Here is a 16437-nt window from a genome sequence, read left to right as displayed (position 1 = left end):
CTCAGGCCGCCGGCGCGGCGGCCGCCAGGGCGGCGGCGACCTTGCGGGCGAAGGCGACGGGATCGCGCGGCGTATCGCCGTCCTGGATGCGGGCGAGGTCGAGCAGCATTCCGGCCGCCTCCGTCACGGTCTCTTCCGAACCCGCCGCGAGGGAGCGGATCAGGGGATGGCGCGGGTTCAGCTCGAGCACGGGCAGGCCGGCGCCTGTCCCGCGCCCGGCCCGGCGCAGCAGGCGCTGCATCTGAAGGTCCGGGCCGTTGCCGGAGGCCGAGAGCACCACGGCGCTGTCGACGAGACGGTCGGTGGCGCGCACCTCCGAGACGCTGTCGGCCAGCGCCGTCTTCAGGGCCGCGAGCAGCGTCCCGATCTCGGGGGCCGGCTCTGCCTCGCCGCTCTCGGGGGCGAAGGCCGAGAGGTCGGCGCCCCCTTGCGTAACCGAGCGCAGGGGCTTCTCCTCGAAGCGGTGCAGGCTGTCGGGCCAGAAGGCGTCGACATGGTCGGACAGGAGCAGCACCTCGATGCCGCGCGCCTTGAAACCCTCGAGCTGCGCCGAGTTCCGCAGGGCCTCCGCATCGTCGGCGACGAGGTAGTAGATGGCCTCCTGGCCGTCCTTCATGCGGGACACGTAGTCGGCAAATGAGGTCCAGCCCTCCACCGCCGAGGAGCGGAAGCGCAGCAGCGCCGCGATCTCGGCCCGGCGTTCGTGGTCCTCGTAGATGCCCTCCTTGAGGGTCGGCCCGAAATTCTCCCAGAATTTCTCGTACTCGCCCTCCGGCTTCTTCGCGCGGCTGGCGAGTTCCGAGAGCACCTTGCCGGTGACGGCTTTGCGGATCCGGGCGAGAGCCGGCGTCGCTTGCAGCATCTCGCGCGAGACGTTGAGCGGCAGGTCCTCGGTATCGACCACGCCCTGCACGAAGCGCAGCCAGGACGGCAGCAGGCCGGCCTCGTCGGTGATGAACATGCGGCGCACATGCAGCCGCACCTTGCTCTCGCGCTCGCCCTCGATGGCCTGGAACGGCTTCATGCCCGGCACGAACAGGAGCGCGGTGAACTCCATCGCGCCCTCGGCGCGCCAGTGCAGCGTCGCCCAGGGCTTGTCGAAATTCATGCCGACCTGGCGGTAGAACTCCTCGTACTGCTCGGGCGTGATCTCGGACTTCGCCTTGCGCCAGAGGGCGGTGCCCTGGTTGGCCGCCTCGTCCTTGCCGTCGCGCGCGATGGCGATGGGCACGGTGATGAAGTCGGCCCATTTGCGGATGAGATGGTCGAGCCGGTAGGGCTCCAGATACTCGTCGGCGTCCTCCTTCAGGTGGAGGACGATCTCCGTGCCGGGCTCGGCCTTCTCGGCGGGCTCGATCGTGTAGCCGCCGCGCCCGTCCGATTCCCAGGCGAACGCCTCCTCGGAACCGGCCCGGCGCGAGGTGACGCGCACCCGGTCGGCCACCATGAAGGCGGCATAGAAGCCGACGCCGAACTGCCCGATGAGGCTCGGACGGGTATCCTCGGCCTCGGTCTCGGGCTTGGTGTCGGCCAGCGTCTGCGAGAAGGCGCGGGTGCCCGAGCGCGCGATGGTGCCGAGATTCTGCCCCAGCTCGTCCTTCGACATGCCGATGCCGGCATCGGAGACGGTGAGGGTGCGTGCCTCCTTGTCGGGCACGATGCGGATCTTGGCGTCGGGGGGGAGCGCCGGCGCGGCGCCGCTCAGCGCCTCGAACCGGCGCCGGTCCATGGCGTCCGCCGCGTTGGCGACGAGCTCGCGCAGGAAGATCTCGCGGTCCGAATAGAGGGCGTGGACCACGAGGTCGAGAAGACGCCCCACCTCGGCGCCGAATTCGTGCCGCTCCACCGTCTCGCTCACACGCTCGCTCCCGATGCCCGAAAACCGGGTGCGATATGCTCCGCGCGGGCCGTGATTTCAATGCTCGGGCGCCCGTGCGAAGGCGCACCGAGCCGCCGCCGCGCGGCGGTTACGCACGGCTCCGCTCCGCCGCATCGGCCGGGCGCCGTCGATTGCCGGAGGATCCCCATGCGCATCCGCCTCGCGCTCCTGATGATCTGCGCGCCCCAGGCGCTCCTCGCCGCCGAGATCGAGGTCGTGTCCCGGATCGAGCGGGTGACGGTCTATCCCGACGCGGCGCTGGTGAGCCGCACGGGATCGCTCTCGCTCCCGGAGGGCGCCTCCAGCCTGACCCTGCGGGGCCTGCCCGCCACCCTCGATCCGTCCTCGATCCAGGTTTCGGCGAAGGGCGGCGGCGCGCTCACCCTCGGAGCCGTCGACGTCCGCCTGACGCCGGGGGAGGTCAAGCCCGTGGTCGACGCCGCCCTTCAGGAGAAGATCGACCGGCTGAGGGAGGAGCGCGAGGTCAAGGCGGCAGGGCTCGTCGCGCTGGAGGGCAAGCGAAAGGCGATCGAGCGCTACGCCGAGGCGAGCCCGGAGAAGCTCGGGCCGGAGGGCAAGGGCATGGAGGTCGGCCAGTGGCAGACCGCCTGGGACGCTATCGGCAGCGGCCTCGCCGGCGTTCAGGAGGACATCCGGCAGGCCCGCGCGAAGCTGCGCGACCTCGACGCCGAGATCCTCGCGGCGGAGCGCGCGCGTCCCTCGCGGCCCAGCCCCGGCGCGCCGAAGCGCGACGTCAGCATCGCCGTCGAGGCGGCGAGCGCGATGCAGGGCGAGATCCTCGTCAGCTACCGCGTCGCCGGTGCCTCCTGGCGGCCGACCTACGAGGCGAGCCTCGACACCGGCGCCGAGAAGCCGGTGCTCGACCTCGCGCGCCGCGCCGAGATCAGCCAGCGCACCGGCGAGGATTGGAGCGATGTCGAGTTGTCCGTCTCGACGGTGCGGGTGGCGCGCGGCGCGGCGGCGGCGGAACTCGCGCCGTTGCAGGTCTCGTTCTGGGAGCCGCCTGCCTTCGCCGAGCGGGAGCGCGCGGCGGCGGCCCGCTCGCTCGCCGTCCCCGCGCCTGCGGCGCCATCCGCCGACGGCCAGCAGGTCGCCGAGTTGAAGAAGGCGGTGCCCCCGGCTCCGCGCATGGTCGAGGCGATGCAGCAGCAGGCGACGCTGGAGGCCGGCAGCTTCCAGGCGACCTACCGCGTGCCGGGGCGCGTCAGCGTCGGCCAGGACGGCCTGAGCAAGACGCTCGCGCTCGCCACCCGCCGGATCGAGCCGCAGCTCTCCGTCACCGCGACGCCGGAGCTCGACGAGACCGCCTATCTCAAGGCGAGCTTCACCCAGGAGGACGAGGCGCCGCTCCTGCCCGGCGAGGTCTCCCTGCGGCGCGACGGCAGCTTCGTCGGCCGCACGCGGATCAAGCTGACGGCGCCCGGCGACAGCGTCGATCTCGGGCTCGGCGCCGACGACCGCGTGAAGATCGCCCGCGTGCCCCTGCGCCGGCGCGAGAGCGAGCCGACCTGGCTCGGACAGACCAAGACGGACCTGCGCGAGTTCAAGACCAGCGTGAAGAACCTGCACGCGCAAGCCATCCGCATCACGATCCTCGACCGGATGCCCTACTCGGAGAACGGCGCCATCACCGTGGAGCAGTTGCGAGAGACGACGGCGCCCACGGAGAAGCAGCCGAACGACCGGCGCGGCGTGCTCGCCTGGAGCTACGACTACAAGCCGGGCGAGGCCCGCGACATCCGCCTCTCCTACCGCCTGCGCTGGCCGGCGGATCGGGAGGTGGTGTTCGAGCAGAAGCCCGTCTCGCGGCCCTGAGATATCGTCAGAAGAACGCCTGCAACCCGGTCTGCGCCCGGCCGAGCACCAGGGCGTGCACGTCGTGCGTGCCCTCGTAGGTGTTCACGGTCTCGAGGTTCTGGGCGTGGCGGATGACGTGGTATTCGCCAATGATGCCGTTGCCGCCATGCATGTCGCGGGCGGTCCGCGCGATGTCGAGCGCCTTGCCGCAATTGTTGCGCTTGATCAGGCTGATCATCTCGGGGGCCGCCCGGCCCTCGTCGAGGAGCCGCCCGACGCGCAGCGCCGCCTGGAGCCCCAGCGCAATCTCCGTCTGCATGTCGGCGAGCTTCTTCTGGACCAACTGGGTCTGCGCCAGCGGCTTGCCGAACTGGCGGCGGTCCAGGGTGTAGGCGCGGGCGCGGTGCCAGCAATCCTCCGCCGCGCCCATGCTCCCCCACGCGATGCCGTAGCGCGCCCGGTTAAGGCAGCCGAAGGGGCCCTTGAGGCCGGAGGCATCCGGCAACAGCGCCTCCTCGCCGACCTCCACCCCCTCCATCACGATCTCGCCCGTGATCGAGGCGCGTAAGCTGAGCTTGCCCTCGATCTTCGGCGCCGAGAGCCCCTTCAGGCCCTTCTCCAGCACGAAGCCCCGAATCTCGCCGTCATGCGCGTCGGATTTCGCCCAGATCACGAACACGTCGGCGATGGGGCTGTTCGAGATCCAGGTCTTGGCGCCGGTGAGGCGGTAGCCGCCGTCGATCCGCTCGGCCCGCGTGCGCATGCCGCCGGGGTCGGAGCCCGCCTCCGGCTCGGTCAGGCCGAAGCAGCCGACCCATTCGCCGCGCGCCAGCTTGGGCAGGTAGCGCCGACGCTGCGCCTCGCTGCCATAGGCGTGGATCGGGTACATGACCAGCGAGGACTGCACGCTCATCATCGAGCGGTAGCCCGAATCGACGCGCTCCACCTCGCGGGCGACGAGCCCGTAGGAGACGTAGGAGGCGCCGGCGCAGCCGTACTCCTCGGGCAGCGTCAGCCCGAGCAGGCCGAGCTCGCCCATGGCGGAGAACAGCGAGCGGTCGCAGGTCTCGTTGGCGTAGGCCGCGACGATGCCGGGCAGCAGCCGCTCCTGCGCGAAGGCGCGGGCGGTGTCGCGGATGGCGCGCTCGTCCTCGTGGAGCTGGTCCTCGAGGAGCAGCGGGTCCTCCCAGGTGAAGGCGGGTTTGGAGGAGTCCGGGCGGCGGATCGGCGCGGTCATCGGCATGTCCTCATTCGGTTGCAGCCCCTTCGCGGGGCACGTCGTCGGCCTCTCACCGCCCCTTGGCGGCCCCGTCCCGACCACTCCGCATCGCCCGCGCGGCGCTGGCCGCGCTCGGCGGCAGCTTGGCATCGTCCTGGGCGCCCGGCCCCGCCGGAGCCGTTCCCGGCGCGGCATCCCTGTCGCCCCGCTCGCGGCCGAACCCGTAGCCCGCGTTCACGCCGGCATAGAACCCGGAGAAGTCCTCCGCCCGCGCGCCCGCCGCGCAGGCGACGGACATGAGGCACAACGCGGCGGCGAGCATGGGGATGCGCATGAACGGCTCCGAGGATGACGGACGGCGGACCGTCCGAAACGAGAAACGGCGACCCGATGGGCCGCCGTTTCGAGACATCCGGTCGGAACGCGGCGGATTGTGGTCCGCCGGGTGCGATCAATCGTCGACGTTGATGCTCTGGGCCTCGCGGCCCTTCTGGCCCTCGACCACGCCGAGCGTGACCTGCTGGCCCTCGTTCAGCGAATCGAGCCCGGCGCGCGAGAGCGCGGAGCGGTGCACGAACACGTCCTTGCCGCCGTCGTTGACGGAGACGAAGCCGAAGCCCTTGGTCGGATCGTACCACTTCACGGTGCCGGTCATCTCCACCGACGGGCCGGAGGCAAAGCGGCCACCGCCGCCACCGCCGCCGCCACCGAAACGGTCGCCGCCGTAGCCGCCACCGCCGCCGCCGAAGCGATCACCGCCGAAACCGCCGGTGCGGGGGGGGCGCGCGTCGCGCCGGGGAGGAGCGGCCTCCGCCGTCGAGGTGTCGACGCTGGTGACGTTGGTGACCTGCGGGCCCTTCTGGCCCTGGGCCGTCTGGACGGTCAGGCGGGTGCCGGGCAGGAGGTCGGCATGGCCGGCGGCTTCCACCGCGCGGATGTGGAGAAACGCGTCGCCGGAGCCGTCGCCGAGCTCCACGAAGCCGAAGCCCTTCTCCTTGTTGAACCACTTCACCGTGGCGTCACGCTCCGGGCCGGAGGGAGCGGCCTGGGCACGCGACGGACCGCGATCGAACCCGCCGCCACCACCGCCGAAGCCGCCACCGCCGCCGCCGCCGTATCCCCCACCGTAGCCACCGCCGCTCGGCGGTGCCTGGTCCGGCCACCGCGGCTCGGCTCCACCATCGTCGAAGCCGCGCTTCTGCGGCCCCCTGAAATCACGACCACGTCCCATCGAAAGCTCGCAAAAACCGTCCGCCGATCATCATCGCGAAGACAGCGCGCGCGTCCCTCAAGACAGCACACGCCCCGCATTGTCATCATCCCAGGCAGCGGTGACCAAGAATAACGCCTCAGTCCTGACGCAAACACGGCTTCACCGCAAGAACCTTCTCGCCGCCGGAGGCCCGCGGCCGCCGATTTCCGCTCTCGCGCGGGCTCGGGGGCGCCCGATCGGGCCCTCGGCGCCGTTAGGGATGCGCAAAGGCTCCGCGCGGTAGAATCGCCCCTTAGCCGGCCAAGCCCGACTCAGGGCCTCTCGCGAGCCCCCGTCCGCCCGATGATCGCGACCCCGACTTTCCCCGATCTGTCGGCCCTCGTCGTGGACGAGAGCCTCTACATCCGCCGCATCGTGCGCGACATGCTCATGCGCGTCGGCATAAAGCGGGTGCTGGAGGCGCCCGACGGGGCCGAGGCGCTCGGCGTGCTGGCCGAGAGCAAGCCCGACCTCACCATCATCGACTGGGACCTCGCGATCCTGTCGGGGGAGGAGTTCATCCGGCTGGCGCGCACGCCGAGCACCTCGCCCTGCCCGACGATCCCGATCATCCTGATGCTGGCCCAGCCGCGCCGCAACGTGGTCGACCGGGCGATCTCGCTCGGCGTCAACGAGATCATCGCCAAGCCGTTCTCGCCCAAGACCCTATGGTCGCGCCTCGACGAGGTGATCAACCGGCCCCGCCCCTACAGCCAGGTGAAGAGCCTGCTGCGGCCGACGCCGCGCATGGCCGCCATGAAGGGCGCCGCCTGAGGACCGCCGGGCCTCTCGGCACGATTGGACACTATGCAGTCCCCGGCCGAGCCTGTAGCGTCCTCGGGATGAGCGATGGCCAGGCCGACAGCCGGGGCCGGATCCCGGAGACGCCGACGCGGGCGATGATGGACGAGAGTGCCACGACCGCGCCCGAGTCGCCGCATCGGCGACCGCAGGCGGGGCCCGCCCCACCCCGTGAAGGCTCGCCGTCCCGCGAGACGGCGCATGCCTCGCATGCGGCGGCCCAGGGCGGCCACGCCGCGCTGGCGCGCGCCTATACCCCGCCGCGCCACGGGCGCCGCGACGCCTATGCCGCCCTCGATCTCGGCACCAACAACTGCCGCCTGCTCGTCGCGGAGCCGGCCTCCCACGGTTTCCGCGTGATCGACGCGTTCTCGCGGATCGTGCGCCTGGGCGAGGGGCTCGGCACCTCCGACCGGCTGAGCGAGGAGGCCGTCGAGCGCACGGTGGAGGCGCTGCGCATCTGCCGGGCCAAGATGCAGGCGCGCGGCGTGGTGCGCTCCAAGATCATCGCCACCGAGGCCTGCCGGCTCGCCGTGAACGGGGCGGCCTTCGTCGAGCGCGTCCGCGCCGAGGTCGGGCTCGACCTCGAGATCGTCGACCGGCAGACGGAGGCCTATCTCGCCGTCACCGGCTGCGCGGCGCTGGCCGATCCGCGCGCGGAATCGGTGGTGATCTTCGATATCGGCGGCGGCTCCACCGAGATCGCCTGGCTCGACGGGGCCGCCACCAACCCCTCCGCCGACCCGACCCTGCGCATCCGCGCCTGGGATTCCCTGCCCGTGGGCGTGGTGACGCTCGCCGAGCGCCATGGCGGCGTCGAGGTCACGCGCCATACCTTCGAGGGCATGGTGGAGGAGGTGTCGGAGAAGCTGTCGGGCTTCGCCATCCGCGCCGCCTCGGCGGCCACGGGCGCGAATTTCCACCTGCTCGGCACCTCGGGCACGGTGACGACGCTGGCCGCCATGCATCTGCGCCTCGTGCGCTACGAGCGGCGCCGGGTCGACGGGCTCTGGATGAGCGACGCCGAGGTCTCGGAGGCCATCGACGACCTGCTCGGCACCCGCCTCCAGCAGCGTGCCGACAATCCCTGCATCGGGCGCGACCGGGCCGATCTGGTGCTCGCCGGCTGCGCCATCCTGGAGGCGATCCGGCGCGCCTTCCCGTCCGAGCGCCTGCGCATCGCCGATCGCGGCCTGCGCGAGGGACTGCTGATGAACATGATGCGCGAGGACGGCGTCTGGCGCCGGGGCGGCTACCGGTGAGCGACAGGCGCGGAGGGGGCGACGGCGTCCGGGGCGAGCTCAAGCAGCGGGTGAAGACGGGGCGCGGGCGCACCCTGTCCCAGAAGCGCTGGCTGGAGCGCCAGCTCAACGACCCCTACGTCGCCCGCGCCAAGCGCGAGGGATACCGCTCGCGCGCCGCCTTCAAGCTCATCGAGATCAACGAGCGCTTTCCGCTGCTCAAGCCCGGCCAGCGCATCGTCGACCTGGGGGCGGCCCCCGGCGGCTGGTCGCAGGTGGCGGCCAAGATCGTGGGCGAGCGCGGCCGCATCGTCGGCATCGACCTGCTCGAGATCGAGCCCATGGCCGGCGTCGAGTTCATCGTGCTCGACTTCCTCGACCCGGAAGCGCCCGCCCGGCTCACCGAGCTTCTCGGCGGCCCCGCCGATCTCGTCCTCTCCGACATGGCCGCCAACACCACCGGCCACAAGAAGACCGACCACCTGCGCATCGTCGGGCTCGCCGAGACCGCCGCCCAGTTCGCCCGCGAGGTGCTGGCCCCCGGAGGCGCCTATCTCGCCAAGGTCTTCCAGGGCGGCACGGAGGGGGGGCTGCTCACCGACCTCAAGCGCGACTTCGCCAGCGTGCGCCACGTCAAGCCCGCCGCAAGCCGCGCCGATTCGAGCGAGCTCTACGTGCTCGCCATGGGCTATCGGGGCGCTCCCGGCCCAGCCGTGGGCGACGAATAAGGTCTGCCGGCGGGTCGGGGATCCCTCGGTCCGGCGATCCGATCCCGCGCGGCTGCCGGCGGGGTCGGCGGCCATGCCCGGAGCGCCTTCATCGGATCGCGGCGACGGCTCGTGGCCGGTGCCGGAGGGCCGCCGGGGCGGCCCCGGCGGCGGTGCTTCAGGCCACCTTGCGCGGCACCAGCCGCTCGCTCGCCAGCGCCTCGTCGGCACCGGAGACGCCGGATTCCGTGTACTCGGCGTCCTCGTTGACGCGCCAGACGTCGTGGCGGCGGTAGCCCGCGACGATGTTCTCGACGGTCAGCATCGCCGTCATCATCGCGTGGTCCTGGTTGTTGTACTTGTGCATGCCGTTGCGGCCGACGAGGTGCAGGGTCGGGAAGTCCCGCTCCAGCTCCATGCGCACGGTGGCGACGTTGTCGCGATAGGCGTCGTCATAGACCGGATACGCCTTGGGCTGGCGCACCACGCAGGCATCGACCACGTCCTCGGCCGCGATCAGCCCGATCTTGCCGATTTCGCGCTTGGCGAGGTCCACGAGCTCGTCGTCCGAGGCGTTCCAGAGCCCGTCGCCCTCGAAGCAGAAATATTCGAGGCCGAGGCAGGTGAAGCCCTCGTCCGGCACCATCTCCGGCGACCAGGAGCGGAAGTTCTGCACGCGGCCGACCTTCACCGACGGATCGTGGATGTAGATCCAGTTGTCAGGGAAGTCCTCGCGCGCCTTGGCGATCAGGGCGACCGTGAGGAAGTCGCGGTAGCGCAGGGCGCGGGCGTTGAAGGTCGAGATCGGGCGCGGATGGATCGCGTCGACGAGCTCGCGCACCGGCGCGGACGAGATTACATGGCGCGCCGTGTAGGTCTCGCGCGCGCCGCCGCCGGTGACGGCCGAGACCGTCCAGATGCCGGTGCCGGAATCGTAGCTCAGCCCCTCGACGCTCCGGTCGAGGACGACGCGGCCGCCGTTGCGGTGGATCTTCTCGGCCGCCGCCTCCCACATCATGCCGGGGCCGCGCCGGGGATAGCGGAAGGACTCGATCAGCGTCTTGATGACCGGCTCGCCGGCCTTTTGCTTGCGGCGCAGCCCAAGCGAGCGCACCAGCGCGTCCTTGATGGCGGAGCCGAGATCGAGCCCCTTGATGCGCTGGGCCGCCCAATCGGCCGAGATGTCGTCGCAGGACATCCCCCAGACCTTCTCGGTGTAGGTCTTGAAGAAGATCGAGAAGAGCCGCTCGCCGAACTGGTTGCGCACCCACTGATGGAAGCTCTTCGCCTCCTTCACCGGGCGGGCGCGGGCGTAGAGATAGGAAGCGACGCAGGCGGTGCTCTGCAACAGGCCGAGATTCTTCAGCGCCTCGAACGCCTTAAGCGGATAGGCGTAGTAGCGGCCCTTGTAGTAGATCCGCGACAGGCGCGGCCGGTCGATGAAATCGTCGGGCAGGATCTCGTCCCAGAGGTCGACCACCGCCTTCGACTTCGAGAAGAAGCGGTGCCCGCCGATGTCGAACAGGTAGCCCTTGTGCGAGACCGTGCGGCTGATGCCGCCGACCTGCGCGGGGTCGCGCTCCAGCACGAGCACGTCGCGGCCCTGCTTCGAGAGCTGATAGGCGGCGGTGAGACCGGCCGGCCCGGCGCCGATGACCAGGGTCTCGGTGTGATGGCTCATGAACAACTCCGGGGGACGACGCGCCGGCGGCCGGCCGGCAGCGCTGTGGCCGAAGCTTCGCGCGACGAGGTTAACGAACCGCTCCACGGCGACGCCTTGACCGCTCCTTAAGCAGTCCCGCGCGATGCTCGGCCGCGCGACGGAGGACGGCATGCACGGATTCGGCTTGAGACGGCGGGAGGGCCTGATCGTCGTCCTCGGCCTCGCCGTGTCGATGCTGAGCTGGCTCGCCTTCCAGCCCTGGAACCTGACGGACGCCTTCATGATCGGCGCGCCGTTCGGGCGGGACTTCGTGAACTTCTGGATCGCGCCGCATCTCGTGATCGAGGGGCGGGCGCCCGTGCTCGGCGACATCGACGCGTACAACGCCGCGATCCGCGAGGGATTCGGCTATGTCGCGCAAAACCGGATGATCTTCTCCTATCCGCCGCACGCGCTGCTTCTGCTCCTGCCCTTCGGCCTGCTGCCCTACCTGCCCGCGCTCCTCCTCTGGACGGGGCTGAACCTCGCCGCGCTCGCCGCCGCGACGCGGCTGATCGGCGGGCGACCTTCCTTCGCCGCGCTCGCCTGCCTCTCGCCGGCCGCCGCCGCCATGGCGATGTACGGGCATTTCGGCGGGTTGCTGGCGCTCGGCGCCACCCTCGCCGTGACCGAGAGCGGGCGCCGCCCCCGGCTGGCGGGTCTGTGTCTCGCGCTGATGAGCGTGAAACCCCAGTTCGCCCTCGTGCTCGGCCTGCTCCTGCTCTGCGCCGGGCGGCTGCGCTGCCTCCTGCACGCCGCCGCCTTCGCGACGGTGCTGGTCGCGCTCTCGCTCGCCGCCTTCGGATGGGCGCCCTGGCTGCGTTTCGTCGAGGTGATCCTGCCCCTCCAGAGCCGGCTGCTCACCGAGTTCGCCGGATCGAGCCTCGCCACCGCGACCTCGTTCTACGTGACGGCCCGGTTCTGGGATCTTTCCGCGGGGACCGCCTGGGCGATCCAGGCCGTGCTCGGCGGGCTCGCCTTCCTGACGGCGCTCACGGCGCTGCGGGGCGGGCCGCCCTCGCCCGCGCGGCTCGTCGTCGTGCTGAGCGGGGCGCTGCTCGCGCTCCCTTACGCCAACCACTACGACCTCGCCGTCGCCGCTCCGGCGCTCACCCTTCTCGTCCTGGACCGGACCGCGATGCCCGAGGCGTCGCCGGCCGCCATCCTGGTCTGGCTGATCGCGCCGCTGGCCAAGCTGCTCGCGGTCGCCTCGATCCCGGTGATCCCGCTGGCGATGGCCGCCGCCCTCGTCGCCCTGTCCCGGCGGCTCGACACGGAGCGGTCGGCGATGCCCGCCGGAGCCCTGCCGTGCTCGGCGTGACCGCCCCCGCGACAGTGGCGCCGCGCTCGCTCCTCGACAGCCAAGCCCTGCTCTGGCTGCTGGTCGCCCTCGCGGCCCTGGCGCTCTACCCGCCGAACGAGATGCTCGCGACTGTCGATCACCTCGCCGTGCGCGACACCGACGACGCCATGCGGCTCGTGGACGTGCGCGCGCTGGTGAACGGGCAGGGCTGGTTCGACACGGTCCAGCACCGCTTCCTGCCGCCGGAGGGCGTGCGGAGCCACTGGTCGCGCCTGGTCGACGCGCCGCTCGCCGCCAGCGTCCTGGTGCTGACGCCCCTCGTCGGCCGGTCGCTCGCGGAGGGGCTGACGGCAGCGTTCTGGCCGGCGCTGCTGATGGGCCTCTATGGGATCGCCCTGTATCGCGGCCTGCGGAGCGCCTTCGGCGCGCGCGCCGGCATCCTCGGGGTGTTCGCGGCGCTCGAACTCTTCGGCGTCACGGTGCAGTTCACGGCGGGCCGCGTCGACCACCACAACCTGCAAATCCTGGCGATGCTCGGCGTCGGCTTCTGCCTGATCCGTCCGGGCCTCCGCGCGGGCTTGGCGGCGGGAGGCTTCTGCGCGCTCTCGCTGGCCATCGGCCTCGAAGGGCTCCCCTTCGTGGCGCTGGCCGGCGTCTTCCTCGCCGGGGACTGGGTGGGGCGCGGCCGCACCGCCCTGCCGGCCTTCCTCGGGTTCGGGATCGGGCTCGGGACGGCGACCCCGCTGCTCTTCGCCGGCCAGACCGCGCCCTCGCTCTGGGGCACGTCCTATTGCGACGCGCTCTCGCCGCCCTGGCTCTGGCTCGCCGCGGGGGGGCTGGCCGCCGCCCTCGGATGCGCGGCCCTCGACGGCCGCCTGCGAACGCCGGCCGCCCGGCTCGCTGCCGCCTCCGGGTTCGGGATCGCCGTCGCGGCGGGGTTCGCCGCGCTGTTTCCGGCCTGTCTCGGCGGGCCCTTCCCCGGCATGCCGGCGCTGGTGCGCGAGCACTGGCTGTTCACCGTCAACGAGATGACCTCGGTGCCGAAATTCATCGCGCATGGGAAATGGGAGGCGCTGGCCTTCTATCCGCCGCTCATGCTGGCGGCGCTCTGCGCGACCTGGGCGGCCCTGCGCGGCAAGGCGGAGACGCGGCGCCATTTCGCGGTGGCCGCGCTGTTCCTTTGGCCCGGCCTCGTCATCGGCTTCTTCCAGTTCCGGGGCCTCTACATCGCCTCGGGATTCATCCCGCTCGTCGCCGGCCCGGTGATGGACCGGGCGATCGACATCGCCCGCGACCGGACCGTCGCCGGAGGCCGCAAGACGGCGTTCTGCGCGCTCGCGGCGGCCCTCGTCAGCCCGATCTGGATCACGCCGATGCTGCTGCCGGCGCTGGCCGAGGCATCCGACGACACGATGCCGGCAAGGCCCGCCTGCCGCTCCCACGACGCCATGGCGCCGCTCGCCGCGCTCCCCCCCGGAACCGTGCTCGCGCCGATCTGGATCGGCCCGGCGATGCTGCTCTACACGCCGCACTCGGTGATCGCGGCCCCGTATCACCGGGCGATTCCGGGTCTCGTCGCCGCCATCGAGGGGCTCGGCGGCAGCGAGGGCGACCTGCGCCGGCACGTCGAGGCGCGCCATGCCGATTACGTGGTGCTGTGCCCGAAGGAGCCCGAGGATTCCTTAAGCGACGGCCCTTCCTTCGCCACGCGGCTCGGGCGCGGCGAGGTCTCGGTGCCGTGGCTGGCGCCAGTCGACATCCCCGGCAGCGTGCTGAAGGCGTGGCGGGTCGTGCGGTAGCGGCGGCTACTTCACGATGCGGTCGAGCCGGTTGTTGACGAAGAAATACAGCTCCTTCGAGCCCGGCTCGGAATAGAGCACCTGCACCTCGCGTCCCGAGCGGCCCTCGCCCACCAGCACGTCGGTGGCGGGCTTGCCCTTGAGCCGCACCAGCTCGCACTCGCCGATTCCCGGTTCGATCGCGCTCGCCACGGTCGGCACCGGGCCGGTGCAGCTTCCGTCCGGCGCGAGGACAGGCCCGGAAAACGTGGGCACGGAGGGGACGGGCGCGACGACGGCCGGCGCCGGCGGCGGCGCCACCGTCCGTTCCATGCTCTGGCAGCCCGCGAGACCCGCCGCGAGCAGCGAGAGCGCCGCGATCTGGCGGCCGCTCACGGCGTGCCCTTCGGCGTCTGCACCGCCGCGGGCGCGGAAGACGCGGCCGGCGGCGCGCCCCGCGCGGCCAGGGCAGCGGAAAACAGCGCCCGCGCGTCGCGCTTGAAGGCGGCGCGGGATTCGGGCCTCGCATAGAACATGTGGCCTCCCGGATAGACGCTGAGCGTGAGCCGCCCGCCCCCGCCGAGGGACGGCATCTGGTCGAGGATCAGCTTCGAGGCGAAATAGGGCGTGACCAGATCGGTGAAGCCGTGGGCGACGAGCACCCTCAGGTTGCCGTCGAGCGCCAGCACGCCGCGCAGGTTGCTCGCGACCTCCGGCGCGTTGCGCCCCGCCCCCCAGCTCCAGCCCCGGTTCACCGCGCTGTTGAGCAGCTCGTAGCGCAGGTTCGGCACCCGCCAGTTCAGCCGCTTGGCGTAGAGCTCGATCATGGCGCTCGTCAGCGGCGCCTGGAGGGCCGTGAGCAGCGGGTCCTCGAAGCTCGGCATGACGGCGGTCGGGTCGGGATCCCAGCCCGAGACCCCCGTGTCGTAGGCGCTGGCGATGCGCCCGTTGGCACGGTCGAGGGCGCGCTGGACGCTGTGCGTCGCCAGACGCCCGGCCTGCTCGCGCACCAGCGCCGGATCGAGCCCCGAGAGTGCGGCGACGCGCTCGGTGAGCCGGCTCACCGCCGCCATGTCGCTTGGGCCTTTCAGCAGGTCCGCGAGATAGTCGCCCGTGGCGTAGCGCTCGGTATCGGCGAGGAGCTCGCGCGTCGGCACCGTGCCTGCCCGCTCCAGGCCGGCGGCGGCGAAGGAGGGCAGCCGCGTGACATGGCCCCAGGGATTGAGGCGCGGCGGCTGGAGCCAGGCGAAATCGAGCACCGGGGAGAGCAGCACCATCCCCGACAACCCGACGCCGATCTCCTCCTGGAGCTTCTCCGCGATCAGCGGCCCGCGAAAGCCGCCATAGCTCTCGCCGATGTAGAATTTCGGCGCGCCCATGCGCTCGTTGACGCGCAGGTAGCGGGCGATGGCCGCCGCCAGCACGCCCGCATCGGCATCGACGCTCCAGTATTTCTTGGCGTCGCCATCCGCCGCGCGGCTGTAGCCGCTGCCGACCGGATCGATGAAGACGAGGTCGGTGAAATCGAGCCAGGTGCCGTCGTTCGGCACCAGCGCCACGCTCTGCGAGGGGCTGATGCTCGGCCCGTCCGTGGGCAGCCGCCAGGGGCCGATGGCGCCGATGTTCAGATAGGCCGAGGCCGCCCCTGGCCCGCCGTTCAGCGCGAAGGTGATCGGCCGCTCGGCCTCGCCCTGCGCCGGTGCCTTCGTATAGGCGACGAACGCAATCTCGGCCTGGAGCTTGCCGCTCTCGTCGACGAGGGGCAGGCTGCCGGCCGTGGCCTTGAAGGCGAGGATGCTCCCGTCCGGCAGCGTGACGCTCTGGTCCGTCACCGCATCCGGCGGCAGCTTGCGGCCCTCGGGGGGGCGCTGCGCGGCGGACGGAGAATGGGGCGCCTCCTGCGCCGCGAGCGGCAGCGGGCCGCCCAGCGCGAGGACGAGGCCGGCCAGCAGACCGAGGCTGTTTGCGAGGATGGGACGGCGCGTCATCGGCTCTCCAAGGCACGGTGCGGGCACCGGCTCCCGGTGAGATGGGGCCGAACCGGCCGGTTCCTAGCCGGCAGGTGGCCGCGTCACACCGTCAGGGGCCAGCGCCCGAGAATATCGTAACGCCCTTCGCCGACGCGGCTGTCGATCAGAACGAACTCGCGAACGGTCCATCGGATTTCCGGCACGATCGTCTCCGGGAGATCGTGGTCGCCCCTCAGCAGGGTGAGATGCGGATCGGAATCCTTGTGGCCGCGCAGGGTCAGGAAGGCGTCGGCAAGCGCCGTGTGCAGCGTGCCGCGAAGACGGTCGATGCCGACCACGCCCTCGTCTCCGAGCAACACCAGCGGACGTCGGCCCGGATCGCCCTTCCAGCTCAGCACGCGGTTCAGCGAGACGTCGAAGGGCGCCGCGCGCAGGCTCGCCGCCGCCTCGACCGCCCTCTCGACCTCCTCCGTCGGCAGGCCGGGATGGAGGCCGAGCGCATGGAGCGAGATGTGCAGGCACTCGCGCGGAACCGGCCGGCCCTTGAGCGCGTGCACCCGGCAGAGATTGTCCCGGAACCGGCACAGCAGGCTGCGCACGCCTTCAGGCGGCTGGACCGCGAAGAAGACGTTATGCGTGCCCTCCGGCGACGGCCCTACTCCCACCCTGCTACTTTTCCCGCCTTAAGCAACTGATATGTCTATGAAAAATAGAACCGCCAGGCACCCCTACCAGGAAGGGTACCGTCAAAACCGGCAAAATCAATG

General features: G+C 71.6%; 14 protein-coding genes. 6 read left to right on the top strand and 8 right to left on the bottom strand.

Going from position 1 to position 16437, the window contains the following annotated elements; all coding sequences use genetic code 11:
- Window position 1: 1 nt before the first annotated feature.
- On the bottom strand, window positions 2-1858 hold the full coding sequence (htpG, locus tag ACP56T_RS10545; RefSeq protein ID WP_430912107.1) for a molecular chaperone HtpG: 1857 nt from the start codon (window positions 1856-1858) through the stop codon (window positions 2-4).
- 168 nt (window positions 1859-2026) lie between these two features.
- Here htpG and ACP56T_RS10540 point away from each other — a divergent pair, with 168 nt between their 5' ends.
- Window positions 2027-3715: a mucoidy inhibitor MuiA family protein gene (locus ACP56T_RS10540; protein ID WP_430912106.1), complete on the top strand. Its 1689-nt coding sequence runs from the start codon at window positions 2027-2029 to the stop codon at window positions 3713-3715.
- A 7-nt stretch (window positions 3716-3722) separates the two neighbouring features.
- On the opposite strand, the gene ACP56T_RS10535 is transcribed toward ACP56T_RS10540, so the two are convergent.
- From ACP56T_RS10535 to ACP56T_RS10525, 3 genes are all read right to left on the bottom strand, one after another.
- A complete protein-coding gene (locus tag ACP56T_RS10535; protein ID WP_430912105.1) occupies window positions 3723-4934 on the bottom strand; it encodes an acyl-CoA dehydrogenase in 1212 nt (403 codons plus the stop codon).
- A 52-nt stretch (window positions 4935-4986) separates the two neighbouring features.
- On the bottom strand, window positions 4987-5250 hold the full coding sequence (locus ACP56T_RS10530; protein WP_430912104.1) for a hypothetical protein: 264 nt from the start codon (window positions 5248-5250) through the stop codon (window positions 4987-4989).
- Between the two features lie 117 nt (window positions 5251-5367).
- Window positions 5368-6147 carry a cold-shock protein gene (locus ACP56T_RS10525; protein ID WP_430912103.1) on the bottom strand — a complete coding sequence of 260 codons (780 nt, stop codon included), beginning with the start codon at window positions 6145-6147 and terminating at the stop codon, window positions 5368-5370.
- Between the two features lie 324 nt (window positions 6148-6471).
- Between ACP56T_RS10525 and ACP56T_RS10520 the strand changes: the two genes are divergently transcribed.
- The 3 genes from ACP56T_RS10520 (at window position 6472) to ACP56T_RS10510 (ending at window position 8938) form a co-directional block, all read left to right on the top strand.
- Entirely contained in the window at window positions 6472-6942 is a 471-nt protein-coding gene (locus ACP56T_RS10520; protein WP_430912102.1) for a response regulator, read from the top strand.
- Window positions 6943-7010: 68 nt separating this feature from the next.
- Window positions 7011-8231, top strand: coding sequence for a Ppx/GppA phosphatase family protein (locus ACP56T_RS10515; RefSeq protein WP_430912101.1), 1221 nt, complete (start codon window positions 7011-7013; stop codon window positions 8229-8231).
- A complete protein-coding gene (locus ACP56T_RS10510; RefSeq protein WP_430912100.1) occupies window positions 8228-8938 on the top strand; it encodes an RlmE family RNA methyltransferase in 711 nt (236 codons plus the stop codon). Before ACP56T_RS10515 ends, ACP56T_RS10510 begins: the two co-directional genes overlap by 4 nt.
- Window positions 8939-9095: 157 nt before the next feature.
- On the opposite strand, the gene ACP56T_RS10505 is transcribed toward ACP56T_RS10510, so the two are convergent.
- A complete protein-coding gene (locus ACP56T_RS10505) occupies window positions 9096-10598 on the bottom strand; it encodes an NAD(P)/FAD-dependent oxidoreductase (protein WP_430912099.1) in 1503 nt (500 codons plus the stop codon).
- A gap of 151 nt (window positions 10599-10749) precedes the next feature.
- On the opposite strand from ACP56T_RS10505, the gene ACP56T_RS10500 reads away from it, so the two are divergent.
- On the top strand, window positions 10750-11940 hold the full coding sequence (locus ACP56T_RS10500) for a glycosyltransferase family 87 protein (protein WP_430912098.1): 1191 nt from the start codon (window positions 10750-10752) through the stop codon (window positions 11938-11940).
- On the top strand, window positions 11928-13721 hold the full coding sequence (locus ACP56T_RS10495; RefSeq protein WP_430912097.1) for a hypothetical protein: 1794 nt from the start codon (window positions 11928-11930) through the stop codon (window positions 13719-13721). Before ACP56T_RS10500 ends, ACP56T_RS10495 begins: the two co-directional genes overlap by 13 nt.
- A 6-nt stretch (window positions 13722-13727) precedes the next feature.
- Here ACP56T_RS10495 and ACP56T_RS10490 read toward each other — a convergent pair whose 3' ends face one another.
- The 3 genes from ACP56T_RS10490 to ACP56T_RS10480 all read right to left on the bottom strand — a co-directional run bounded on the left by ACP56T_RS10490 (window position 13728) and on the right by ACP56T_RS10480 (window position 16335).
- A complete protein-coding gene (locus tag ACP56T_RS10490) occupies window positions 13728-14033 on the bottom strand; it encodes a hypothetical protein (protein WP_430912121.1) in 306 nt (101 codons plus the stop codon).
- 59 nt (window positions 14034-14092) lie between these two features.
- Window positions 14093-15688 carry a S10 family peptidase gene (locus tag ACP56T_RS10485; protein ID WP_430912096.1) on the bottom strand — a complete coding sequence of 532 codons (1596 nt, stop codon included), beginning with the start codon at window positions 15686-15688 and terminating at the stop codon, window positions 14093-14095.
- An 83-nt stretch (window positions 15689-15771) separates the two neighbouring features.
- Window positions 15772-16335: a 2'-5' RNA ligase family protein gene (locus ACP56T_RS10480; protein WP_430912095.1), complete on the bottom strand. Its 564-nt coding sequence runs from the start codon at window positions 16333-16335 to the stop codon at window positions 15772-15774.
- Between the last annotated feature and the right edge of the window lie 102 nt (window positions 16336-16437).

The organism is Methylobacterium endophyticum, from assembly GCF_050591105.1.
In the GTDB taxonomy this organism is placed as follows: domain Bacteria; phylum Pseudomonadota; class Alphaproteobacteria; order Rhizobiales; family Beijerinckiaceae; genus Methylobacterium.
The sequence above is the reverse complement of the archived record's forward strand: the minus strand, read 5'-3'. Positions and strand labels throughout refer to the sequence as shown.